This is a genomic window from Streptomyces sp. BBFR51, from assembly GCF_044591655.1.
Lineage (GTDB): Bacteria > Actinomycetota > Actinomycetes > Streptomycetales > Streptomycetaceae > Streptomyces.
In genome coordinates this window covers 6,292,573-6,315,938 of record NZ_CP172448.1, presented here as the reverse complement: position 1 = coordinate 6,315,938, position 23,366 = coordinate 6,292,573, and the positions used below count along the sequence as shown (strand labels likewise).

General features: G+C 71.2%; 17 protein-coding genes and 1 pseudogene. 4 read left to right on the top strand and 14 right to left on the bottom strand.

The window, feature by feature from the left end; all coding sequences use genetic code 11:
• Window positions 1-16: 16 nt before the first annotated feature.
• From ACGH7X_RS28885 to ACGH7X_RS28875, 3 genes are all read right to left on the bottom strand, one after another.
• Complete coding sequence (locus tag ACGH7X_RS28885; RefSeq protein WP_399890082.1) at window positions 17-775, bottom strand: NUDIX domain-containing protein; 759 nt, start codon at window positions 773-775, stop codon at window positions 17-19.
• A 232-nt stretch (window positions 776-1,007) separates the two neighbouring features.
• Window positions 1,008-2,564, bottom strand: coding sequence for a DUF4192 domain-containing protein (locus ACGH7X_RS28880; protein ID WP_399890079.1), 1,557 nt, complete (start codon window positions 2,562-2,564; stop codon window positions 1,008-1,010).
• Between the two features lie 143 nt (window positions 2,565-2,707).
• Window positions 2,708-4,867 carry a RecQ family ATP-dependent DNA helicase gene (locus ACGH7X_RS28875; RefSeq protein ID WP_399890076.1) on the bottom strand — a complete coding sequence of 720 codons (2,160 nt, stop codon included), beginning with the start codon at window positions 4,865-4,867 and terminating at the stop codon, window positions 2,708-2,710.
• 314 nt (window positions 4,868-5,181) lie between these two features.
• Between ACGH7X_RS28875 and ACGH7X_RS28870 the strand changes: the two genes are divergently transcribed.
• On the top strand, window positions 5,182-5,796 hold the full coding sequence (locus ACGH7X_RS28870) for a hypothetical protein (protein ID WP_399890073.1): 615 nt from the start codon (window positions 5,182-5,184) through the stop codon (window positions 5,794-5,796).
• Window positions 5,797-6,053: 257 nt separating this feature from the next.
• On the opposite strand, the gene ACGH7X_RS28865 is transcribed toward ACGH7X_RS28870, so the two are convergent.
• From ACGH7X_RS28865 to ACGH7X_RS28855, 3 genes and pseudogenes are all read right to left on the bottom strand, one after another.
• Window positions 6,054-6,695 (bottom strand): hypothetical protein, encoded by a 642-nt coding sequence (locus ACGH7X_RS28865; protein WP_399890070.1) that lies wholly within the window; start codon window positions 6,693-6,695, stop codon window positions 6,054-6,056.
• 68 nt (window positions 6,696-6,763) lie between these two features.
• The gene (locus ACGH7X_RS28860) at window positions 6,764-7,465 is read right to left on the bottom strand and encodes a ribonuclease HII (RefSeq protein ID WP_399890067.1); all 702 of its coding nucleotides are present in this window, start codon (window positions 7,463-7,465) and stop codon (window positions 6,764-6,766) included.
• An 81-nt stretch (window positions 7,466-7,546) separates the two neighbouring features.
• Window positions 7,547-8,078 (bottom strand): annotated as a pseudogene (locus tag ACGH7X_RS28855) (TetR/AcrR family transcriptional regulator C-terminal ligand-binding domain-containing protein).
• Between the two features lie 186 nt (window positions 8,079-8,264).
• On the opposite strand from ACGH7X_RS28855, the gene ACGH7X_RS28850 reads away from it, so the two are divergent.
• Window positions 8,265-9,812, top strand: a complete 1,548-nt coding sequence (locus tag ACGH7X_RS28850; RefSeq protein ID WP_399890064.1) for an MFS transporter — start codon at window positions 8,265-8,267, stop codon at window positions 9,810-9,812.
• A 334-nt stretch (window positions 9,813-10,146) separates the two neighbouring features.
• On the opposite strand, the gene ACGH7X_RS28845 is transcribed toward ACGH7X_RS28850, so the two are convergent.
• The 3 genes from ACGH7X_RS28845 to ACGH7X_RS28835 form a co-directional block, all read right to left on the bottom strand.
• Window positions 10,147-11,055 carry an ADP-ribosylglycohydrolase family protein gene (locus ACGH7X_RS28845; protein WP_399890061.1) on the bottom strand — a complete coding sequence of 303 codons (909 nt, stop codon included), beginning with the start codon at window positions 11,053-11,055 and terminating at the stop codon, window positions 10,147-10,149.
• Window positions 11,056-11,067: 12 nt separating this feature from the next.
• Window positions 11,068-11,727, bottom strand: coding sequence for a histidine phosphatase family protein (locus ACGH7X_RS28840; protein WP_399890058.1), 660 nt, complete (start codon window positions 11,725-11,727; stop codon window positions 11,068-11,070).
• A gap of 107 nt (window positions 11,728-11,834) precedes the next feature.
• On the bottom strand, window positions 11,835-12,449 hold the full coding sequence (locus tag ACGH7X_RS28835; protein ID WP_399890055.1) for a YdbC family protein: 615 nt from the start codon (window positions 12,447-12,449) through the stop codon (window positions 11,835-11,837).
• Window positions 12,450-12,606: 157 nt separating this feature from the next.
• On the opposite strand from ACGH7X_RS28835, the gene ACGH7X_RS28830 reads away from it, so the two are divergent.
• Window positions 12,607-13,140, top strand: coding sequence for a TerD family protein (locus tag ACGH7X_RS28830; RefSeq protein ID WP_399890051.1), 534 nt, complete (start codon window positions 12,607-12,609; stop codon window positions 13,138-13,140).
• Between the two features lie 102 nt (window positions 13,141-13,242).
• Here the strand turns inward: ACGH7X_RS28830 and ACGH7X_RS28825 are convergent, their stop codons facing one another.
• Both ACGH7X_RS28825 and nrdR read right to left on the bottom strand, forming a co-directional pair.
• The gene (locus ACGH7X_RS28825; protein ID WP_399890048.1) at window positions 13,243-16,140 is read right to left on the bottom strand and encodes a vitamin B12-dependent ribonucleotide reductase; all 2,898 of its coding nucleotides are present in this window, start codon (window positions 16,138-16,140) and stop codon (window positions 13,243-13,245) included.
• Between the two features lie 167 nt (window positions 16,141-16,307).
• A complete protein-coding gene (gene nrdR, locus ACGH7X_RS28820) occupies window positions 16,308-16,859 on the bottom strand; it encodes a transcriptional regulator NrdR (protein WP_399890045.1) in 552 nt (183 codons plus the stop codon).
• Window positions 16,860-17,444: 585 nt separating this feature from the next.
• On the opposite strand from nrdR, the gene lexA reads away from it, so the two are divergent.
• A complete protein-coding gene (gene lexA / locus ACGH7X_RS28815) occupies window positions 17,445-18,224 on the top strand; it encodes a transcriptional repressor LexA (protein ID WP_104631071.1) in 780 nt (259 codons plus the stop codon).
• A 134-nt stretch (window positions 18,225-18,358) separates the two neighbouring features.
• Here lexA and ACGH7X_RS28810 read toward each other — a convergent pair whose 3' ends face one another.
• The 3 genes from ACGH7X_RS28810 to ACGH7X_RS28800 form a co-directional block, all read right to left on the bottom strand.
• Complete coding sequence (locus ACGH7X_RS28810; protein WP_399890042.1) at window positions 18,359-20,371, bottom strand: ATP-dependent DNA helicase; 2,013 nt, start codon at window positions 20,369-20,371, stop codon at window positions 18,359-18,361.
• Between the two features lie 244 nt (window positions 20,372-20,615).
• A complete protein-coding gene (locus ACGH7X_RS28805) occupies window positions 20,616-21,329 on the bottom strand; it encodes a GNAT family N-acetyltransferase (protein WP_399890039.1) in 714 nt (237 codons plus the stop codon).
• A gap of 55 nt (window positions 21,330-21,384) precedes the next feature.
• Complete coding sequence (locus ACGH7X_RS28800; RefSeq protein ID WP_399890036.1) at window positions 21,385-23,253, bottom strand: IucA/IucC family protein; 1,869 nt, start codon at window positions 23,251-23,253, stop codon at window positions 21,385-21,387.
• Window positions 23,254-23,366 lie beyond the last annotated feature (113 nt).

Here is a 23,366-nt window from a genome sequence, read left to right as displayed (position 1 = left end):
CCGCCCTGGCTCGGCGTCACACCTCGGGACGCAGCATCGGGGGGTTGAGGAGGGTGGCGCCGCCCGCGCGGAAGAGCTGGGCGGGACGGCCGCCCTGGCGGGTGGTCGTCCCGCCGGTGGGGACGAGGAAGCCCGGAGTCCCCGTCACCTTGCGGTGGAAGTTGCGGGGGTCGAGCGCCACGCTCCACACCGCCTCGTAGACGCGGCGCAACTCGCCGACGGTGAACTCGGGCGGGCAGAACGCGGTGGCCAGCGACGAGTACTCGATCTTGGAGCGGGCTCGCTCCACCCCGTCCGCCAGGATCTGGGCGTGGTCGAAGGCGAGCGGTGCCACCGCCTCGTCGACGCGGCCGTAGCCACTCTGTTCCAGCAGTTCCTCGACCGGAGCCCAGCGGGCGTTGCTGGCGTCACCGCCCGCCCGCGGTGCGGGCAGGTCGGGCGCGAGTGCGAGGTGCGCGACGCTGACCACCCGCATCCGCGGATCCCGCCCGGGGTCGCCGTAGGTCGCGAGCTGTTCCAGGTGGGCGCCGTTGTCCTGGGGCGGCGCCGCCGGGTCGTGGACACACAGCCCGGTCTCCTCGGCCAGCTCCCGCGCTGCCGCCTGCGCCAGGTTCTCGTCGGCCCGCACGAACCCGCCGGGCAGGGCCCAGCGGCCCTGGAACGGCGGCTCGCCCCTGCGCACCGCCAGCGCGCACAGGGAGTGGCGGCGCACGGTCAGCACGACCAGGTCCACAGTGACGGCGAAGGGCGGAAAGGCTGACGGGTCGTAGGGCATGCGGCGATCATAGTCGTCTGCCTGACGATAAACACTCCCTTCACCAACCGCTTCGGGCGCTGATCCACTTCCGCTCCGCACGCCTCCCGCCACCTGCCCGAAGGGCCGCGCGAGGCCACGTCATACCAGGTCATGCGCATGATCGCTGCCCGGCAGCCAGCTCTTGGACCTCGGTCGTGCGAACTCTCCCAGGGGCACGCTCCCTACCGGGACGCACCGGCGCCCGCCCGCTTCAAGGGCGCTCGCTGCCGCTCTCGGTCCCTTCGGTCCCGCGCTCTGCCGTAGGCGCCCCTTCCGGGCAGGCGCCCTTTCGGCCCGGCGGCCGTGCCATGGAGGCGCGAGAAGGGGTCTGGCCCTGCCGTGCGGTCCCGGGGCGTTCGGTCCCGGACGGAGTGCGGGGACGCACGACCCTCGCGCCGGACTCGCGGTCCTGCGCCCTCCCACGGCGACGGACGCCGTTGGCCGAGGCGAGGGAGCGCGAGCGGCGCCGGCGGCCGGGCGGCGGCGCGGGCGAGGGCTCGGTGGACTCTCGCTCCGTCGGCGCGCCACTGTGCCCGTCACCGTCCGAAGCGCCGTCCGCCGTGCCCCCGCCGCCGTCCCTGCCCTCGCGCAGGCAGCAGCGGATCGACTCGGGATCGAGACCCTCGTTGCACGCCTGGTGCAGGAGCCGGGCGAAGAGATAGTCAGGATCCGCGCCGAGGGCCATGGCCAGGGCCTCCCGGGCCTCCAGTTCGTCACCGGTGGACCAGGCGACCCATCCGGCGAGGGTGAGGGGCGCGGCCGCGTGTTCGCCGTACGGCCCGACGCAGCGGCGTGCCAGCGCCCGCCAGAGGCGCATCGCGGGTCCCGCTTCGTCACCCTCCATCCATGCGGCCGCGCGGTCGCGTGTCGTACGGTCCTGGAGTCCGAGGATCAGCGCCGCCGCCTCGTCGTGCCCGAGCAGTTGGTCGTCACGCAGGTCCTGGGCCGGCATGCCGGACACGGGCGGGGCCCCGGCGAGGCGTCGCATGACCCGCTCCGCCGTCCGCAGCGTCTCCTCGGCCACGTCCGAGCGGCCTACGGCGTCCAGGATCCTGGAGACCAGCGTCGTGGCGGCGGCGTCCAGGGCGGCCACCTGCTCGACCACCACGTTCTCGACGGGAAGCAGCCTGGCCCGCAGCTCACTGAGCGAACCGCGCACCTGGAGACCGGCGTAGGTGGCCGCCGCGGCCAGCACCGACGTACCCGGCAGTCCCATGGGGACGCCCTCGTCCGGACAGCAGACCTGGTCGTCACAGCAGTACGACCAGAAACGCCCGGCCGAAATGCACAGGGCTTCGACCACGGGCACCTCGAGGGCACCGCACTCGACGCGCAGTTTCTGGGCCAGCGGCCGCAATCGCTCCATCACCTCCCGGCCGGTCTCGCCCCGGGCCGGCTCCTGGCAGAGGTAGGCGACCATCTGCTCGGGCCGGACCCCTCGCCGCTCGCTTCCGGTGACCAGGCCGTGAACCAGTTGTCCGGCCGCACCCGCCCAGTCGTCCGGGCTCGCGGGGATGCCGAGCCTCGCCCGTCCGCCGAAACGGCCCCGGCCGTCCCTGTCGCGCAGGGCGGCCAGGACGATGCTGTCCTCGGGGCGGTACCCGAGCAGATACGGCAGGGCGTCGGCCAGTTCGGCGGGGGTGCGCAGAGTGACCTGGTGTTCGTCTCCAGGGCCGTCGTGCGAGGTGCCGTCCGCCCGGCCGGGCTCCGCGGCGCCCGAGATGTCGCCGTTCTCGGAGGATCCAGTCGTTTCGCTGTGGTTCGTCATGGACTGACGATCTCGCGAATCGGGAAGTTCCGCTTTTACCTGTGGATAACTACCATCAGCGACACGTCACCCCGCCCGACCCGGCGGCGTGACGTGTATCCGGCTGACCTGCTATCCGGCTATCCGGCTATCCGGCTATCCGGCTATCCGGCCACGGCGAGAACGAGCGGGAGCACCTCGGCGGCACCGGCCTCGCGCAGGAGACGTGCGCCCACGGCCAGGGTCCAGCCGGAGTCGGTGTAGTCGTCGACGAGGAGGACGGGGCCGGGGGCGCCGGCCAGGGCCGCGGCCAGTTCGTCGGGCACGGTGAACGACTCCGCCAGGGCGCGCAGCCGCTGGGCGGAGTTGCTGCGGTGGGCGGCGTGCTCGTCGGCGTGCGGGGTGTGGGCGAGGCTGCCCAGCAGCGGGAGTCTGCCGACCCGTGCCACGCCCTGGGCCAGGGAGCCGACCAGCTGGGGGCGGGCGCGGGAGGGCATGGCGACGATGCCCACGGGCCTCGCCACCGCGTCAGGAGTACCGCTCGCCCAGCCGCCCGGCGAGCGGGCCCAGTCGGCCAGCACCGTCACGACGGCGTCCAGCACGTCGTCCGGGACCGGCCCGTCCGCCGCCTGCGCCGACAGGAGCGGCCGCAGGCGGTTGCCCCAGCCGATGTCCGACAGCCTCCCCAGCGCACGCCCTGTGACCGCCTGGCGGCCCACGGGGATGCGGCCCTTGAGGTCCATGCCCACCGCGGCCAGCCCGGTCGGCCACATCTTGCGGGGCTCGACCTCCACCCCCGGGCGGTCCAGCTCGCCCGTCGCCGCCGTGAGGGCCGCGGAGGAGACGGCGGGGTCGAGCCAGGGCCCGGCGCAGGTGTCGCAGCGACCGCACGGGACCGCCTTCTCGTCGTCGAGCTGCCGCTGCAAGAACTCCATCCGGCACCCCGTGGTCGCCACGTAGTCCCGCATGGCCTGCTGCTCCGCCTGCCGCTGCCGGGCCACCCACGCGTACCGTTCCGCGTCGTACGCCCACGGCTGTCCCGTCGCGGTCCAACCCCCCTTGACGCGCTTGACCGCACCGTCCACGTCCAGGACCTTCAACATCGTCTCCAGCCGGGAACGGCGAAGGTCCACCAACGGCTCCAGCGCCGGCAGCGACAAGGGACGACCCGCTTCCTCCAGCACCGCCAGCGTGCGCCGCACCTGCTCCTCCGGCGGGAAGCCCACCGAAGCGAAGTACGCCCAGATCGCCTCGTCCTCCCGTCCCGGCAGCAGCAGGACATCGGCATGGTCCACGCCGCGCCCCGCACGCCCCACCTGCTGGTAGTAGGCGATCGGGGACGAGGGCGACCCGAGGTGCACGACGAACCCCAGGTCGGGCTTGTCGAAGCCCATACCGAGCGCCGAGGTCGCCACCAGCGCCTTCACCCGGTTCGCCAGCAGGTCCTCCTCCGCCTGCAACCTGTCGGCGTTCTCCGTCTTCCCGGTGTAGGAGGCCACCGGATGCCCCCGCTGCCGCAGGAACGCCGCGACCTCCTCCGCCGCTGCCACCGTCAGCGTGTAGATGATCCCGGAACCAGGCAGCTCCCCCAGCCGCTCCCCCAGCCACGCCAGGCGATGCGCCGCGTCCGGCAACTGGAGCACACCGAGGCGAAGACTCTCCCGGTCGAGCGGCCCCCTCAGCACCAGAGCGTCCCCGCCCCCCGTGCCCAGCTGCTCCGCCACATCGGCCGTGACCCGCGCGTTGGCGGTCGCGGTGGTGGCCAGGACCGGAACCCCGGCCGGCAGCTCGGCGAGCATGGTGCGCAACCGACGGTAGTCGGGGCGGAAGTCGTGGCCCCAGTCGGAGATGCAGTGCGCCTCGTCCACCACGAGCAGGCCGGTCGTAGCCGCGAGCTTCGGCAGTACTTGATCGCGGAAGTCCACGGAATTGAGACGCTCGGGGCTCACCAGGAGAACGTCGGTCTCACCCCGCTCGACCTCCCCGTAGATCGTTTCCCACTCCTCCGGGTTGGCCGAGTTGATCGTGCGCGCCTGGATTCCCGCCCGTGCCGCCGACTCGACCTGGTTGCGCATCAGCGCCAGCAGCGGGGAAATGATCACCGTGGGGCCCGCACCACGCCGACGCAGCAGTGCGGTGGCAACGAAGTACACCGCCGACTTGCCCCAGCCGGTGCGCTGCACCACCAGCGCGCGCCGGTGCTCCTCCACCAGGGCCGCCACCGCCTGCCACTGGTCCTCACGCAGCCGTGCGGAGCCCTCTGGGTCACCGACGAGCTCGGCGAGGACGGCGTCTGCTTCGGTGCGGAGCTCCTGATGGTCCATGTCTCCATGCAACCCGATGGCACTGACAATCGGCGAATCAGCCGCCACGCCGCCCGTCGCCGCCCGCTCCGCAGCCGTTGCACGTGCCGCGTCCCGTGCGTCACCAGGCGGCGCTCCGGGTAGGGATATAGAACGCACATCAGTCGATAACGGTCGTCGGTCTCAATTGCTCGTTGCCGCATCCAAGTTCGACAGGAAGAATTGAAGTCCGCTCCCCGCACGGCCCTCCCGTGATCCGGCAGGGCTTCACTGCGGTGCGCGCTCCCCGAATCCGACCCTGCCCGCAGTGTGGGCGCGTAGCCGAAGGGAGGAACGTGACCTTCGGATTCGCTCCGTCCTCGGCCGCCTCGTTTTCGTCGTCCGCCGTTTCCGCCACTCGCATGCTCGAACCGGCCGAGTGGGCCGCCGCCGGAATCCCGCTGCTGCGCAATCCTCGGGAGGTCGTCAGCGGGCTGCACTCGCGGCACCGCCCCAAGCCGGCGACGGCGGTCGTGGCCGTACTCGATCCGGACGAACGACTGCGCGCCAGCGCCTCGTTCACCAGCCGCCGCTCCCCAGCCGACGGATGGATGTTCCGCAACGCGCTGCTCTCCCAGTTGCGCCGTGTCATCCCGCACGATCTGCGGCGCCGCACACCGGTGCGCACCGCCGTGCTGCTCTACTGCCGTGAAGGCGACGCGCGTTGGACGGAGGAGGACGGCGCCTGGATGTGGGGGCTGCGGGACGCCTGCACGCTGCACGGGCTGCGCTGCGGCGCGTACATCACACTCACCCGGGACGGCTGGCAGGTCCTCGGCGAGGGCCGCGGCGGGCGCCGGCCGAACGCGACGTCGGTGCCGGAGCCCTTCGCCACGTCGGACACGCCGCCTCCGCCCCCGCGCACCGGCGGTGTCGCGTCGGACGTCCTGCGCCGCGCGGCGGCCCGCTGAGCGCCACGGGAGCGGCGGGTCCGGGGACCGCGACGGGACGGCCCGACCGGTGACAGGACGCGGCACGAGCCGTCCGCCGCTGCCGTCCAGGCGGGCACGCCCACCAGTTCCGCCCGCCTTCGCTCGTCGTGCGGGGAGCCCGCGCGCGTCGAAGGACGTCGGGTGCGCCGGGCACACCGAAGCCGCCACCGTGCGAGGGCTCCGGTCCGGCACCCCCCTGCGTCACACCGACGTCCGCCGAACCCGGCGGAGCGGGCTCAGACGCCCGCGCCCAGCACCGAGTTGATCCGCTGCGGGTCTCCGCAGACGATCAGCAGGGCGCCGGCCCGGGAGTGGGCCACGGTCAGGGCGGTGACAGCGGCGGCTTCCGGGCCACCGTTGAGCGCCACCACGACCACGGCCCGCGACACGGCACGGTCCGCGACGGCGGCGTCGGTGTAGAAGACGTCGTCGCCCGCGTCGTGCTGCGCCCAGTAGGAGGCGTCGCCGAAGGACAGTTCGTGGGCCGCCCACGGGTGGGGGTCGCCGGTGGTGATCACCAGCACGTCACCCGGGGTACGACCCGAGTCCAGCAGCAGGTCCACGGCCTCTTCGGCGGCGTCGAGCGCGCCGTCGGGCGTGGCCGGGATCAACTGGATCTGCGGGGCGGCCGGGGGGGCTGCCGGAGTGGCCGGAGTGGCCGGACCCGAGGGTCCGGGTTTGGCCTCGGCCGTGTCTCGCGACGCGCGTTGCGCCGGCGGTGCCGGCCGCACCGGGCCGGGACGGCCGGGGCGCGGCGGAGCCGCGGGACGGGGGCCGGGTACGGGGCGGGGGGTCGGCGCGGTGCGGCCACTGGCCGGAGTGGCGCGGGGACCCTGGGCCTTCTCGTGAATCTGAGGCTCCTCGGGAATGAGAGGCATGAGCTGATATTTATCAAACGTTGGTGCGGCTCGCGTCGGCGGGTGGCACATACCTGCGAGCGGAACCGTCAGAAATCGAATCCGAGCTGACCCTCGATTTCCGGAACGCTTCCGTCCACCCAACTGCGGACCTTCTTGAGGTGCCGCCACTGGGGCAGCGCATCAAGATACGCCCACGACAACCGGTGGTGCGGGGTGGGGCCCCGCTCCTCCAGTGCGGCCCTGTGCACGGGCGACGGATACCCGGCGTTGTCCGCAAAACCGAAGTCTGCATGGTCGACACCCAGTTCGGCCATCATTTTGTCGCGCTGGACCTTGGCGAGCACCGAGGCCGCCGCGACGGCGACGCAGGACTGGTCGCCCTTGATCACCGTGCGAACCCGCCAAGGCACCCCGAGATAGTCGTGCTTGCCGTCGAGGATGACGGCTTCGGGGCGCACCGGCAGGGTTTCCAGGGCTCGCACCGCCGCCAGTCGCAGGGCGGCGGTCATCCCCAGTGCGTCGATCTCCTCCGGGGAGGCGTGCCCCAGGGCGTAGGACGTGACCCAGGTCCGCAACTCCAAGGCGAGTTCGGTGCGTCGCTTGATGGTGAGCAGCTTGGAGTCGGTCAGGCCGACCGGGGGCCGACGCAGTCCGGTGATCGCGGCGCAGACGGTGACCGGACCGGCCCACGCACCGCGCCCCACCTCGTCGACACCGGCAATGACCTTCGCTCCGGTCGTGGCGCGCAGAGAGCGCTCGACGGTGTGAGTAGGTGGTTCGTACGGCATGGCGCCCCTAGCGTACGCCGCTGCGAACCTCCGGCGACACCCCGGTTCCCCAATCGGGACCGGGGCTCCCGGAGGCCGGGATCAGGCGCCGTCGGGCCGCAGCAGCGGGACCGTCAACTGGTCGATCATTTCCTCCAGCTCCTGGTCCGCTCATTCACTTGCACAAATCTTCGAGCGGTACATCATCATCGCCGGGATGGCGTCGAAGACGTATCCGTTGGCCGCGTCGCGTCGTACCTCTCCCCGCTCTATTCCACGGTCGATGACCTTGCAGAGCATCTCGGGGGTCGGCTCGACCACACCCTTGATGATCACCGCATGGAAGCGCTCGGCCTGCATGTTGTCGCATTCGTGAATCACCGAACGCAGTGCGAAGCCAGGCCGGGAGAACATCGCGTCGCGCGCCCTGCGGCACAGCTCCAGCAGGCCACCGGCGATAGACGGCCGCCTTGCCGGTCTGCGCGCCCGCGGGCACACCCTCCATCGTCAGGCCGTTCCAGCCGACGGTGCCGAGCTGATCCAGCGCAGCCTCGAGGATCGCGCGCTCCAGGACCGCACCACGCCGATGGGAGGACGTCTCGGCGGAGGCGGCCACGCAGTACGAAGCAACCATGTCGAGGATCTCCAGAAAGCGGGAAAAACGGGTATTCGGGGATAAGTGACGCACCGCGCGACCTCAACGGGGGACGAGGTGCACAGCAAGGCACTAAGTGAACGGCTGCGTTCACTGTCTGCGAGTCACTAACGTTGAACAACAGTGAACGCGAGCGTTCACTAAGTCATTCGTGGGGGACACATTGTGACAGCCTCTTCTCTGATCAAAGACCAGAAGCCGGGAGCGGCCCGCCGGGAGGGGCATCCCGGCATCGCACTCGCGGTCATCGCGGCCTGCCAACTCATGGTGGTACTCGACGCGACGATTGTGAACATCGCGCTCCCGCACATTCAAGACGCGCTCAAGTTCAGCACCACCGACCTCACCTGGGTCGTCAGCGCTTACACGCTCACCTTCGGCGGCCTGCTCCTGCTCGGCGGCCGAGCCGGTGACATCCTCGGCCGGCGCCGGGTCTTCATGACCGGCATCCTGCTGTTCACCTTCGCCTCGCTGCTCGGCGGCTTCGCCCAGGAACCCTGGCAGCTGCTGGCGGCGCGTGTCCTGCAAGGTATGGGAGGCGCGATCGCGTCGCCCACGTCGCTCGCCCTCATAACCACCACCTTCCCCGAGGGGCCAGAACGCAACCGGGCCTTCGGCGTCTTCGCGGCCGTCTCCGCGGGCGGCGGCGCCATCGGCCTGCTGGCGGGCGGCATGCTCACCGAGTGGCTCGACTGGCGCTGGGTGCTCTTCGTCAACGTGCCCATCGGTGTGCTGATCGCCGTGCTCGCCCCGCTGTACATCAGCGAGTCCGAACGGCACTCCGGCCGCTTCGACATCGCCGGGGCGGTGACCTCGACGGCGGGTATGGCATCCCTCGTCTACGGCTTCATCCGGGCCGCGGACGAGGGCTGGCGGGACAACCTGACCATCGGTTCCTTCGCGGCCGCGGCGGTGCTGCTGCTGGCCTTCGTCTTCATCGAGTCGCGGGCCAAGGAACCGATCACCCCGCTGAAGATGTTCGCCGACCGCAACCGCTCCGGCACGTACGTGATCATGCTGAGCCTGGCCGCGGCGATGTTCGGCATGTTCTTCTACATCGTGCTGTTCGTGCAGAACGTGCTGGGCTACACCCCCATCGAGGCCGGTCTGGCCTTCCTGCCGGTCACGGTCGTGATCGCGCTCGGTGCGGGTCTGTCGCAGCGGTTCCTGCCCGTCTTCGGTCCGAAACCGTTCATGCTCGTCGGCTCGGCGCTCGCGGCGCTCGGGCTCGGCTGGCAGGCCCTCATCAGCTCCGACAGCTCGTACGTCGGCGGGATCCTGGGGCCGATGCTGATCTTCGGCTTCGGCATGGGGCTGAACTTCGTGACACTGACGCTGACCGCGGTCTCCGGGGTCGCCCAGCACGAGGCGGGTGCGGCGTCCGGCCTGCTGAACGCGATGCAGCAGGTGGGCGGATCGATCGGCCTCGCCATTCTGACGACGGTCTTCGGCACGGCCAGCAAGAACGAGGCGGAGAAGCAGGTGCCGGACTTCCTCACCAACGCTTCGCCGCAACAGCAGGCGGAGTTCGCCCAGACCCACCAGCTGCCGGCGCCCTGGGCGCACGACGTGCTGGCACAGGGCATCTCGGCCGCCTTCATCCCGGCCGCCGCCATGGCCGTACTCGCCCTGGCCACGGCGTGGTTGGTGATCCGGGTACGCAAGAGCGACCTGGAGGCCCTGTCCGGCTCGGCCGGTCCGGGGGTGGGCTGACCCTGCGACACCGCGGGCCGGGCGGGGCACACCGGCGGGCGTCCCACACGCTCGCCGGGCCAGACCCCCTCGGCACGCGGCCGCCGGCCCTCCCGGCCGACCGGCCAGGACGACGGGCACGACGGGCACGACGGGCACGACGGGCACGACGGGCACGACGGGCATCATTGCGACGAACACCGACAGCGCCCCCACGTCCCACCCCCTCATGACCTTCCCGGCCTGTGCAGGGCCGAGGCCTCACACAGCGATTGTCACGACAACGAGCAAGTGGTCACGGAGAGTTCCCGTCGCACACGGAGAGTTTCCGGGCGGAGCCGTCAGGCCGACGCCGTCATCCAGCCGACGCCGTCATCCAGGAGGGCAACGCCTCGACCCGCCCCGCCCACTCGGCCGGCGGCGCCCCCGCCTTGCCGGCCGCGATCACCCCGCCCACGATGGCGCAGGTCGTGTCCACATCACCGCCGACCTGGGAGGTCGTCCAGAACGCGGTCTCGTACGCCCCGAGGGCGCGGGCGGCGGACCAGAGGGCGAAGGGGACCGTGTCATGCGCGGTCGTACGCCGCCCACAGCCCAGTACCGCCGCGACGGTGGCCGCGTCGCCGTAGTCGAGCATGTCCCGGGCGCGTCGCAGGCCTGCGCCCACCGCGCTCTTCGGCACCAGTGCGATCACCCCGTCGAGGAGGGCGTGCGCACTGGGCGGGCCGGCCGGGTCCGCGGCCAGCGACGCCGCCGCCGCGACGGCCATGGCGCCGACAACCGCTTCACGGTGCTGATGTGTCGGGTAGGCCGAGATCTCCGCCTGGTGGGTCGCCTGTTCCGGATCGTCCGCGTACCAGGCGCCGAGTGGCGCGATACGCATGGCGGCGCCGTTGCCCCAGGAGCCCTGCCCGTTGAACAGCGCCGCGGCCAGCTCGCGCCAGTCGCCGCCTTCCCGGACCAGCCGCAGCAGCCGGTTGACCGCGGGGCCGTAACCGCGGTCGAAGTCGTGGTGCCGGGCGAAGGAGAGCGCCAGCGCGTCCTGGTCGATGCGGTGGTGGGTGGCCAGGACGGAGACCACGGAGCAGGCCATTTCCGTGTCGTCGGTCCACTGCCAGGTGCCGGGCGGCAGCTCGCGGCGCTTGAGCCGCGGGTAGTTCGCGGGTACGAAGAACTGTGAGCCCAGCGCGTCGCCCACCGAAAGGCCGCGCAGGCTGGACAGGGCCCGGTCCAGGCGCCCGTCAGGAGATGAATGAGCGGTCATCGCCCTGCCACTCTATCCGGTGATCCCGTACGGTTCCGGATCTCGCCAGCGTTCGAAGGGCCGGTCAAGGGTGTACCTGCCGTCCTCACCGAGAACGAGCATCCGCATCTCGGCGTTCCCCGGGTTGGACAGCGACTCGAACTCGGCGACCGTCCAGTGGAACCACCGCATGCAGAACAGCCTCATGGCGAGTCCATGGGTCACCAGGAGTACGTTCGGCGGATGGTCGGGGTCCTCGAAGCTGCGGAACAGGCTCTCCAGGAAGCCGCCGACCCGGTCGTACACGTCGGCACCGGACTCGCCCTGGGCGAAGCGGTAGAAGAAGTGCCCGTAGGCGTCGCGGTAGGCCTTCTGGAGGCGCACGTCGTCGCGGTCCTGCCAGTTGCCCCAGTCCTGCTCACGCAGCCGGGGCTCCTCGCGTATCCGTATGAGTTCGGGGTCGAGGTGGAAGGCGCGGAGCGTCTCGTGGGTGCGGCGGTACGGGGAGACGTACACGCTGACACGCTCGCGGCCGAACACCTCGCGCAGCCCCTTGCCGGTCTCCTCCGCCTGCGTCCGGCCCCGGTCGGTGAGGGCCAGCGCGTGGTCGGGTTCGCGCTCGTACACGGTGTCATCGACGTTGCCGGTCGATTCGCCGTGCCGGACAAGAACGATGCGCCGTGGTCGTGCCATGCCAGAACCCTAGATCGAGACAGGTGGAACCAAGCACTCGTACGGGCCCCATACGGCGTACGTCACACAGATTCCACACGTGGGCGAGGACAGGCGAAGTGCGGATCTCAGACGGTCCAGGAGGGTTCCAGTCGAATGATGTCCCCGGTCAGCGCCGCGACGTCCGCCTCCGTCTGGGCGCGCAGGGCGAGCCGCTCCACCCGCTCGGTGCGGTACTTGCCGTGCTCGGCGGCCGACAGCCACATGGACAGCACCAGGTACTCGTTGTACCCGTTCCCCGGCGCCTCGCCGAACAGGCCGCGGATCATTCCGGGCGAGCCGGCCATCGCCGGGTTCCAGACCTTCTCCTGCATGAGGACGTAGTGCTCGGCCCGCTCCTCGTGGACGCGGCACAGCGCCACCCGCAGCAGGTCGGCGTCGGTGAAGCGCGGCTCGAAGCCGGTCTTCACGTCGAACCGGTAGTCGAAGAGCCTGACCTGGGCGTCCTTGAAGGTGCCCACCTGGGCGGAGGCCAGCCTGTCGTGGGAGCGGGCCATGAAGGAGTCGTAAAAGGCACGGCTCTCCCAGAAGGCGAAGACGTGCGCCACGTCAGGCCGTCCCCGGCTCCAGCCACCCCCCTGTCCCCGAAAACCCGGCTCCCCCGGAAGCCCCGCCCACTTCCGCTGCCCCCGCTCGAAACCGCGGCGGTCCACCACGGTGCAGCGAATCCACTTGACCAGCACCGCGCCATGGTAAGGCCAGGGAACGTGGCACCGGTCACTCTCCGGAGGACCGCTTGCCCGCACCTCTGTCTCTGTGCGTGGCAGGATGGACAACAGGCCGTCACCGCTCGGCAGTTCAAATGGCCGGGCAGGGCGGGGACCTGGGAAGGGGAAGTCTGTGAACGGCCTCAGCAAGGGCATGCGCAAGGTCGAGGTCGCGCTGCGGTGGGACCCGAGTCCGGCGGGGCAGCCACCCGCCGACCTGGACCTCGTCGCCGGGACCTATCCGGCCGACGATCCGTACGGCCGCCCGTCGTACGTGGTGCACTTCGACAGCCGCTCCCCCGACGGGACGATCTATCTCAACCGGGACAGCAAGGACGGCAAGGGCTTCGGTTTCGACGAGATCATGACGCTGGAGCTGGAGCGGCTCGACGCCCGGTACGCGCGCGTGGTCGTGGGCGTCGCCATACAGCAGCCCACCGAGGACCGGACCTTCGGCGACGTGGCCAACCCGGGCCTGCGCATCCGGGAGGGGTACACGGACCTGGCCACGGACGACTTCGGCGGTGTCCTCGTCGCCACCGCGGCTACGGTCGCTGAGTTCGTCCGGGACGATTCGGGAGCCTGGGAGTTCCGGGCCGGCGTACACGGCTTCGACGGCGATCCCGACGCGTTCGCCGACACGATGGGCGAGACGCGCCGACCCTGACCGCGCCGGTGCGACCAGTGCATGAGCAAGGCGATCAGTGCATGAGTAAGGGGCGTCCACCATGGCGGACGCCCCTTACTCATATGGAGCTACGCGTCAGCGTCAGCTGCAACCGCTGGTCGAGCCGCAGCCCTCGCAGATGTAGCAGGAACCGGCGCGCTGCATCTTCGTGCCGCAGGAGAAGCACAGCGGGGCGTCGGCCTGGATGCCCAGCTGCATCTCCACCAGTTCGGCGCTGGTGTGCGCCTGCTGCGGAGCGGGCTTGGCGGCCTCGACCTCGGCCTTCGGCGTGGCGACGGCCTTCAGCTCCTGGGCGCGCGGCGCCGACTGGGCCAGGGCCTCGACGTCGAGCTCGTCGTCGGACGACTCGTACGAACCCGTCTCCAGGTGGCGCTGACGCTCCTCGGCGGAGTGGATGCCGAGCGCCGAGCGCGTCTCGAAGGGCAGGAAGTCCAGCGCCAGGCGGCGGAAGATGTAGTCGACGATCGACTGCGCCATCCGCACGTCCGGGTCGTCCGTCATACCGGCCGGCTCGAAGCGCATGTTGGTGAACTTCGAGACGTAGGTCTCCAGCGGCACGCCGTACTGGAGACCGACCGAGACCGCGATGGAGAAGGCGTCCATCATGCCCGCGAGGGTCGAGCCCTGCTTGGACATCTTGAGGAAGACCTCGCCGAGACCGTCGTCCGGGTAGGAGTTGGCGGTCATGTAGCCCTCGGCGCCGCCGACCGTGAAGGAGGTGGTGATGCCGGGCCGGCCCTTCGGGAGGCGCTTGCGTACCGGGCGGTACTCGACGACCTTCTCGACCGTCTCGCGGATGGTCGCCTCGGCCTTCTCCGCGGCGGCGTCCGCCGCGGGCTTCTCCTTGGTCTTGGCGGAGAGCGGCTGGCCGACCTTGCAGTTGTCGCGGTAGATGGCGAGCGCCTTGACGCCCATCTTCCAGGCCTTGAAGTAGACCTCCTCGACGTCCTCGACGGTCGCCGACTCCGGCAGGTTGACCGTCTTGGAGAGGGCGCCGGAGATCCACGGCTGGATCGCGGCCATCATGCGGACGTGGCCCATCGCGGAGATGGAGCGCTCGCCCATGGCGCAGTCGAAGACCTCGTAGTGCTCGGGCCTGAGCCCGGGGGCGTCGATCACATTGCCGTGCTCGGCGATGTGGGCGACGATCGCCTCGATCTGCTCCTCCTGGTAGCCCATGCGGCGCAGGGCCTGCGGGACGGTGCCGTTGACGATCTGCATCGAGCCGCCGCCGACCAGCTTCTTGAACTTGACCAGGGCGAGGTCGGGCTCGAGGCCGGTGGTGTCGCAGGACATCGCGAGACCGATGGTGCCGGTCGGGGCGATGACGGACGCCTGGGAGTTGCGGAAGCCGTTCTTCTCGCCGAGGCGCAGCACGTCCTGCCAGGCCTCGGTGGCGGCCGCCCAGATCGGCGTGTCGAGGTCGTCCATGCGGACGGCCTTGGCGTTCTCGTCCGAGTGCTGCTTCATGACCCGCAGGTGCGGCTTCGCGTTGCGGGCGTAGCCGTCGTACGGGCCGACGATCGCGGCGAGTTCGGCGGAGCGCCGGTAGGAGGTACCGGTCATCAGGGAGGTGATGGAGCCGGCCAGGGCACGGCCGCCGTCGGAGTCGTACGCGTGGCCGGTCGCCATCAGCAGGGCGCCGAGGTTGGCGTAGCCGATGCCGAGCTGGCGGAAGGCGCGGGTGTTCTCGCCGATCTTCTGGGTCGGGAAGTCCGCGAAGCAGATGGAGATGTCCATCGCGGTGATGACGAGCTCGACGACCTTCGCGAAGCGCTCGGCGTCGAAGGACTGGTTGCCCTTGCCGTCGTCCTTGAGGAACTTCATCAGGTTCAGCGAGGCGAGGTTGCAGGACGTGTTGTCCAGGTGCATGTACTCGCTGCACGGGTTCGAGCCGTTGATGCGGCCGGACTCCGGGCACGTGTGCCACTGGTTGATGGTGTCGTCGTACTGGATGCCCGGGTCGGCGCAGGCCCAGGCGGCCTCGGCCATCTTGCGGAAGAGCGCCTTGGCGTCGACCTCCTCGATGACCTCGCCGGTCATGCGGGACGTCAGGCCGAACTTGCCGCCGTCCTGGACGGCCTTCATGAACGTGTCGTTCACGCGGACCGAGTTGTTGGCGTTCTGGTACTGGACGGACGTGATGTCGTCGCCGCCCAGGTCCATGTCGAAGCCCGCGTCGCGCAGGGCGCGGATCTTCTCCTCCTCCGAGACCTTGGTCTGGATGAAGTCCTCGATGTCGGGGTGGTCGACGTCGAGGATGACCATCTTGGCGGCACGGCGGGTGGCGCCGCCGGACTTGATGGTGCCGGCGGAGGCGTCGGCGCCGCGCATGAAGGAGACCGGTCCCGAGGCGTTGCCGCCGGAGGAGAGCAGTTCCTTGGAGGAGCGGATCCGGGAGAGGTTCAGGCCGGCGCCGGAGCCGCCCTTGAAGATCATGCCCTCTTCCTTGTACCAGTCGAGGATCGACTCCATGGAGTCGTCGACGGACAGGATGAAGCAGGCGGAGACCTGCTGCGGCTGGGGCGTGCCCACGTTGAACCACACGGGGCTGTTGAAGCTGAAGATCTGGTGCAGGAGGGCGTAGGCCAGCTCGTGCTCGAAGATCTCGGCGTCGGCGGGCGAGGCGAAGTACTTGTTGTCCTCGCCGGCCTTCCGGTACGTCTTCACGATGCGGTCGATGAGCTGCTTCAGGCTCACCTCGCGCTGCGGGGTGCCCACGGCACCTCGGAAGTACTTGCTGGTGACGATGTTGACCGCGTTCACCGACCAGAACTCGGGGAACTCGACGCCACGCTGCTCGAAGTTGACCGAGCCGTCGCGCCAGTTGGTCATGACGACGTCACGACGCTCCCAGGCCACCTCGTCGTAGGGGTGGACGCCGGGAGTGGTGTGGACGCGTTCGACGCGGAGCCCCTTGCCCGCCTTGGTGCCCTTGGCACGGGAACTCCGTGCCGGACCGCTCGCCGTCTCTGTCATGCCGCCTCCCTGTACGGGCGAAAACGCCCTGAAGTGCCGCGATTGTTCCCGTGGCACGATGTGCTGTCTGGTGTTGCGGGCATCTCACGTTCCGCCCGCAACAGGTCTTTCTCACTCGCCGCCGTCCGGCCGGCCCGGGCGCCGAAGTCCGGGTCCGGCCCGCCGTGTCAGTCGGCGGCGCCTGCGGGCTCGGGGACCTGTCCCGCCCCCGTGGACCCGCGGTCGTTCTCCTGGCTCCCCGCGTCGGCGTCGTCGCCGTCCGCGCCGGGATGCCCCGTCGTCTCCCTCAGTTCCGTGATCGCGGCCTCGAAGTCCTCCAGCGAGTCGAACGCCCGATAGACGGAGGCGAATCGCAGATAGGCGACGAGGTCGAGCTCCTGCAAGGGGCCGAGGATGGCCAGTCCCACGTCGTGGGTGGTCAGCTCGGCGCTTCCGGTGGCCCGCACCGCCTCCTCGACCCGCTGGCCGAGCTGGGCGAGCGCGTCCTCGGTGACGGGCCGGCCCTGGCAGGCCTTGCGTACACCGTTGATGACCTTGGTACGGCTGAACGGTTCGGTGACCCCGGACCGCTTCACCACCATGAGCGAGCACGTCTCGACGGTCGTGAACCGACGGGAGCAGTCAGGACACTGGCGGCGCCTGCGGATCGACGTGCCGTCGTCGGTCGTACGGCTGTCGACGACACGGCTGTCGGGGTGCCTGCAGAAGGGGCAGTGCATGGACTCCGAACCCTCCTCACAGCAGACTCAATGGCCTCGAAGAGCCCTTCAGGCCCCTCGAAGCAGCCCCCAGCATAGGCGATCGCGGCGGGCTCGAAGACCCGGGGGACCACAACTTGTGGGCTGCTACCGCAATCCAACCACTACATGTGGGGATTGGCGCATACATTCACACCCTGCACGCGTGTCGCGCCTGTGTGTACGCGTCCGCTCGGCCACGCCGGCTCGGCGACCCCGCGCGCGCACGGTCTCGACGCGCACACGCACAGCCGTATCGCCCGCGGGCATGCGGAGATACGGTGGGCACCGCGAGGAGGGGGCGTGGGACTACCGCGAGGGATGGGAGACCCGCCCCGTCGAACGGGATGCCGGATGGCAGACTGGAGCGACATCCCCGAGGTTGTCACCACGGCGGTGAAGAGTACAGCAATGAGCCCTTTTGTCCGCCAGGCACCACGGTAGCCATACACCCAGACATGCGATGCGGGCGAGTGATTCGCGGTTTTTCACTCGAACGTGTGTTTGGCGCAACCTTTCGAAAGCTACTACCGTTGTGCAGCAGGGAGACCATCGAGAGGGGCCGACGTGACCACCACCGCCGACAGTGCCACCATCACTGCCCAGGACCGCCCCCAGGGCCGACCTGAGCCGGTGCACGCGACGAGCGACGCCGCGAATCCCGAGGGGCACAAGCGCTCCCTGCCGGGACGACCTCCCGGCATCCGGGCGGACAGCTCGGGACTCACCGACCGCCAGCGCCGGGTGATCGAGGTCATCCGCGACTCGGTGCAGCGACGCGGATACCCGCCGTCGATGCGGGAGATCGGCCAGGCCGTCGGTCTCTCCAGCACCTCGTCCGTCGCACACCAGCTGATGGCGCTGGAGCGCAAGGGCTTCCTGCGCCGCGACCCGCACCGCCCGCGCGCCTACGAGGTGCGCGGCTCCGACCAGGCCGCCTCGGTGCAGCCCACGGACACCGCCGGAAAGCCGGCCGCGTCGTACGTCCCGCTGGTCGGACGCATCGCCGCCGGTGGTCCGATCCTCGCCGAGGAGTCCGTCGAGGACGTCTTCCCGCTCCCCCGGCAGCTGGTCGGCGACGGTGAGCTGTTCGTCCTCAAGGTCGTCGGTGACTCCATGATCGAGGCCGCGATCTGCGACGGCGACTGGGTCACGGTCCGCCGCCAGCCCGTCGCCGAGAACGGCGACATCGTGGCCGCGATGCTCGACGGCGAGGCCACCGTCAAGCGCTTCAAGCGCGAGGACGGCCACGTCTGGCTCCTCCCGCACAACTCGGCGTACGAGCCGATCCCCGGTGACGACGCGACCATCCTCGGCAAGGTGGTGGCCGTACTGCGCCGCGTCTGAGCGCCACGGCGGGCGGGCACGCCGCGAAAGCGACCCGCCGACCCGACCGGGCCCCGGAACCTCTGCGCCGGTTCCGGGGCCCCGCGCTGTGCGGGGCCCGGGGCCCGGCACAGCGCGGGGCGCGGGGCGAGCGCTCAGTCGCTCTCCGTCTGCCCTGCGCTCTCCGTCTGTTCTGCGGCCTCGGTCTGTCGTGCCTTCGCGTCGATCGCGGCGAGCGACTTGCGGACCTGATTGCGGTCCGTGGTGAACCAGAAGTCGGGCAGGGAGGCCTTCAGATAGCTCCCGTACCTGGCCGTCGCCAGCCGCTGGTCCAGTACGGCGACCACCCCGCGGTCGTCGGACGCCCGGACCAGCCGGCCCGCGCCCTGGGCCATCAGCAGTGCGGCGTGCGTGGCGGCGACGGCCATGAAGCCGTTGCCCCCGGCCTCCTCCACCGCTTTCTGGCGGGCGCTCATCAGGGGGTCGTCCGGGCGCGGGAACGGAATCTTGTCCATGACGACCAGCTGGCAGCTCGACCCGGGAACGTCGACGCCCTGCCACAGCGACAGCGTGCCGAAGAGGCAGGTCTGCGGGTCGGCGGCGAAGTTCTTGATCAGCTCGCCGAGCGTCTCCTCGCCCTGGAGGAGGATCGGATACTCCGGGATGCGCGAGCGCAGCTCCTCGGCGGCCAGCTGGGCCGCGCGCATCGAGGAGAACAGGCCCAGCGTGCGACCGCCCGCCGCCTGGATCAGCTCGGTGAGCTCGTCGAGCATGTCGCCGCGGTCGCCGTCCCGGGCGGGACGCGCCAGGTGTTTGGCGACGTAGAGGATGCCCTGCTTGCGGTAGTCGAAGGGCGAGCCCACGTCGACGCCCTTCCACTGGGGCACGTCGTCGCCCTCTGTGCCCTCGGGGGCGAGGCCCAGCGACGCCCCGACCCCGTTGAAGTCGCCGCCCAGCTTCAGGGTCGCGGAGGTCAGGACCACGGAGCGGTCGGTGAAGAGCTTCTCGCGCAGCAGACCCGCGACGGACATGGGAGCGACCCGAAGCGAGGCACCGAACCGGTCGTGCCGCTCGTACCAGACGACGTCCCACTCGGAGCCGTTGGTGATCCGCTCCGCCACGTCGTGCACGGCCTCCACGGAGGCCAGCGCCTGCTTGCGGACCGCGTCCTCGTCCTGCACGGACTTGTCCCGGGTGGCTCCGATGGCCGAGATGACCGTACGGCAGGCGTCCCGCAGCGCCATCAGGGCGTAACCGAGGTCCTCCGGGATCTCCTCGAGGCGGCCGGGCAGCGCCAGCTCCATCAGCCGCTCGAAGCCCTCCGCGGCGGTCTGGAGCTGGTCGGCGGCCTTCTCGTTGGCCAGCTTCGCGGCGCGGCGCACCGCGCGGTTGACCTGGCCGGGCGTGAGCTCACCGGTGGCGACCCCGGTGACCCGGGAGACCAGCTCGTGCGCCTCGTCGACGATCAGCACCTCGTGCTGCGGCAGAACGGGCGCGCCCTCGATGGCGTCGATCGCGAGCAGCGCGTGGTTGGTGACGACGACCTCGGAGAGCTTGGCGCGCTCGCGGGCCGTCTCGGCGAAGCACTCGGCACCGTAGGCGCACTTCGAGGCGCCCAGACACTCCCGGGAGGACACCGACACCTGCGACCAGGCGCGGTCGGAGACGCCCGGCGTGAGGTCGTCCCGGTCGCCGGTCTCGGTCCCGTCCGCCCAGTCGCGCATCCGCAGCAGGTCCTGGCCCAGCTTGCTGGTGGGGGCGGCGGCCTCGAACTGGTCGAAGAGGCCCTCCTCCTCGTCCTGCGGGACTCCCTCGTGCAGGCGGTGCAGGCACAGGTAGTTCGACCTGCCCTTGAGCATCGCGAACTCCGGGCGGCGGCGCAGCTGGGGGTGGAGCGCGTCGACCGTGCGGGGCAGGTCCCGCTCGACGAGCTGGCGCTGCAGGGCCAGGGTCGCCGTGGCGACGACGACCCGCTCCCCGTGCGCCAGCGCGGGCACCAGGTAACCCAGTGACTTTCCGGTGCCGGTGCCGGCCTGGACCAGCAGATGGGAGCCGCCGTCGATGGCTTCCTCGACGGCTTCGGCCATGGTCACCTGGCCGGGACGCTCTGTGCCGCCGACGGCGGTGACGGCGGCGTGCAGGAGTTCGGGGAGTGAGGGCTTCGTCATAGCGCGACCACCCTACGGCCCGGGACTGACAAACGGACGGGCAAGGCGGGTGCGAGGGACGCAGGAGGCGACGGGACGGACACCGGCGCGGGTGACCGCAGGGATCGCGGGGACTGCGGGGACAGCCGGGGCAAGGGGGACAGCCGGGGCAAGGGGGCTCCTGAACGGACGGGACGGGGCGGCGAAGGGACCGGCCGGCGAACGGGGCCGGGCCGGCGGGACTGTGCCCGGAGCGGCACGGGAGTCACGGCGACTCGGGCGCCGTGCGTTCGCGGACCAGGAGGGCGGCTCGCTTGGCGGGCAGGTCGACCTCGGCGGCGAACCGGAACCCCGCGCCGAGGAACGCGGCGACGGAGGGGGTGTTGCGGACGTCCGGTTCGGCGAGCACCCGCGTGCAGGCGGGCCGCCCGTCGAGGACGAGGCCGGTGACGGTCCTGATCAGCGTGGTGCCGATGCCCTGCCCACGATCGGCGTCAGCGCCGATCAGGAGGTGGATGCCGGTGTCGTGCGGCCGGACGGGGCAGTAGCGGGCCAGCGGGTCGAGGTCGGCCCGGTAGATCTCCCAGTAGCTCATCGGCACCCCGTCCAGCACCCCGACGCACGGGACGCTGCGACCGTCGCCGGTGAGCTGGGCCCGTACGTGGTCCTCGGTCACGCTCTGCGGCCCGGTCAGCTCCCAGTACGCGGCGACGGCCGGGTCGTTCATCCAGCGGGCGACCAGCGGAACGTCCCGTTCGACGCGGACGGGGACCAGGTGGAACACGCCCGCCGGGGTGGGGGCCGGGCCCCAGTCGGCGACGCGGTCGAGCAGGTCCTGGCCGGCCGGTGCCGCGCCCGTCCCCGCGTGATCCGTCCCGGCGTGATCCGTCCCCACAGGACCAGCGTTCCCGAAGAGGGCGAGGAAGTCCTCGGGCAGGTGCAGGTCCAGGGTGTCGTCGGCGGGAGGCGTGGAAGACAAGGCGTCGCTCTTTCGGGAGGGCGGAGTGGGCTGAGAAGGGGCGGCGGCGAGCCGGTCAGGCGCGCAGCGGGTTGGTGATCGTGACGTAGACGGACTGGGTGTCCACCGGACCGTCGAGTTCGTCCAGGCCGTGCAACCGGGTCAGCAGGTTGGCCTTGCACCGCAGGACGGGCGAGTCGAGGAGCCACGCCGGGAGCGAACCGCCCATCGGAGCCGGACCCGAGGCGAGCGATCCGAGGAAGTGCCGGAAGGCGGCGAGGAGCAGCCGTTCGTCGGCGAGACGCTGGGAGCCGAAGGCGCCGATGAGGCCGAACACGTTGTTGACGGCGAGGTAGTACGCGAAGCGCTCGTCGGTCACCTCGTCGGCCACGAAGGTCTCGCTGTGCTCCGCGATCCCGGGCAGCCGGGCGTCGAGTTCCGCGCGCCGGGACTCCCGGAAGTAGTAGCCCTGGTTGTCCCGGTAGCGGCCGCCGGCGGGCCAGCCGTCGGCGTCCAGCAGCACGAGCGTGTTCTGCTGGTGCGCCTCCAGGGCGATTCCCGCGTGGGCGTCCAGCCACAGGACGGGACGTACGACGTGGTGCAGGTAGCGCAGGAACCACTCGGCGGCGACCGCTCCGCGCGGGCGGCCGGTCCGCCCGGCGAGCCGGGTCACGACCTCGGCCAGCCGGGAGCGCGGGACGGAGTCGGCAGCGGCGTGCGGGTCGCAGCCGTCCGCCCGCGCGGGCGGGAGCGGCGCGACGAGACCGGCCACGCAGGAGACGTCGTCCGTGGGTCGGAAGGGGTTGTGGCGGATGACGACGTCCAGCCCGCGCACAGGCCTGCCGTCCGGCCCGTCGACGGCCAGCCAGGCCGGGTCGCGGACGATGTCGAAGTCCGGGTGGGCCGCCTGCCACTGGCGGGACAGGCCGCGGCGCAGCAGACGGTGGACCTCGACTCCGCGGTGGAGTTCCTTGCGGAGGTTCTCCCGTCGGGAGTTGGTGATGTGCAGGGCCAGCGCGAGCTTGAGCATGGCGGGGGCGCCGGTGCGGTGGACGGTGCGCAGGGAGGAGGTGGGGTGCCACCGGGCACCCTGGGCCCCGAGGTCCCTGAGCAGCCCGGCGTCCAGCAGCGCGGCGGGTCCGGGCCGGTGCATTGCCGCGCGGAACTGCCAGGGGTGCATGGGAAGGACCGCGTATCCGTCCGGCACGGCCGGACCGGCCGCGGCCAGGCGCGCGCTGAGCCGGGACGCGGTGACCGGGCGGCCGCGCTCGGTCCAGGCCGAGTCGGTGGCGAGTACGGAGGGCGCGACGGCCACCCAGTGCAGGGGGAAGGAGCCGCGCAGTTCCGGTGAGTACCGGCGTGCCTCTGCGTCGGTGAGGCCCTCGCGGCTCTTCGGGGTGGGATGCAGCGGGTGCCCGAGGAGGAGCGCCTGCTCGGCGGCGAGAAACAGGTCGGGGGGCGCCGGCGCCGGGTGACCGGTGTCGCCGTCGGGAGGTGCCCCGCGATCGCGGAGGAATACGGCGGTGCGGCGGACGGAGTCGGCGACACGCGCGACGAGGTCGGGTGCGTCCGGGCCGCCCGGGACGCCCGCCGTCTCCCGCACGAGCAGCGCGGCCAGCGTCACCGCGTCCACGGGCGGCGCCGAGGCGGGCGCGCCGGCCAGGCGTGGGAGGCCGAAGCGGTGCAGGCCGGTCGGGGACCAGTAGTGGACGGGAACGGCCAGGGCCGCGTGCCCGGCCGGGAGCGGCACGTGGAGGACGCCGTTGTCGGGGGCGGGTACGTCGGCCTCGCGGGCCCAGCAGCGGATCAGGTTCTCCGTGGCAGCGGCCTGTGCGGCGGCGTATGGATCGGGGTGGTCCGGGGGGTCGGCCACGGCCGCCGGGGCGGGCACGGGCCCCCGCGCGAACACGGGCCCCGGGACGGGCACGGGCGCCGGCGCGGGCACGGCGCCAGTCTCCTGAGCTGCCGAAGCCCCAGGTGCGGGGGCGGCGAAACGTACCGGTTCGGGTGCAGAGTCGGAGTCGGTGTGCAACGCGGGTCCTCTTGACGTGCTGTGTC

Coding starts and splice junctions, on each gene's coding strand:
- ACGH7X_RS28885 (WP_399890082.1), bottom strand. CDS start 775: ATGCCCTACGACCCGTCAGCCTTTCCGCCCTTCGCCGTCACTGTGGAC.
- ACGH7X_RS28880 (WP_399890079.1), bottom strand. CDS start 2,564: ATGACGAACCACAGCGAAACGACTGGATCCTCCGAGAACGGCGACATC.
- ACGH7X_RS28875 (WP_399890076.1), bottom strand. CDS start 4,867: ATGGACCATCAGGAGCTCCGCACCGAAGCAGACGCCGTCCTCGCCGAG.
- ACGH7X_RS28865 (WP_399890070.1), bottom strand. CDS start 6,695: ATGCCTCTCATTCCCGAGGAGCCTCAGATTCACGAGAAGGCCCAGGGT.
- ACGH7X_RS28860 (WP_399890067.1), bottom strand. CDS start 7,465: ATGCCGTACGAACCACCTACTCACACCGTCGAGCGCTCTCTGCGCGCC.
- ACGH7X_RS28845 (WP_399890061.1), bottom strand. CDS start 11,055: ATGACCGCTCATTCATCTCCTGACGGGCGCCTGGACCGGGCCCTGTCC.
- ACGH7X_RS28840 (WP_399890058.1), bottom strand. CDS start 11,727: ATGGCACGACCACGGCGCATCGTTCTTGTCCGGCACGGCGAATCGACC.
- ACGH7X_RS28825 (WP_399890048.1), bottom strand. CDS start 16,140: ATGACAGAGACGGCGAGCGGTCCGGCACGGAGTTCCCGTGCCAAGGGC.
- nrdR (WP_399890045.1), bottom strand. CDS start 16,859: ATGCACTGCCCCTTCTGCAGGCACCCCGACAGCCGTGTCGTCGACAGC.
- ACGH7X_RS28810 (WP_399890042.1), bottom strand. CDS start 20,371: ATGACGAAGCCCTCACTCCCCGAACTCCTGCACGCCGCCGTCACCGCC.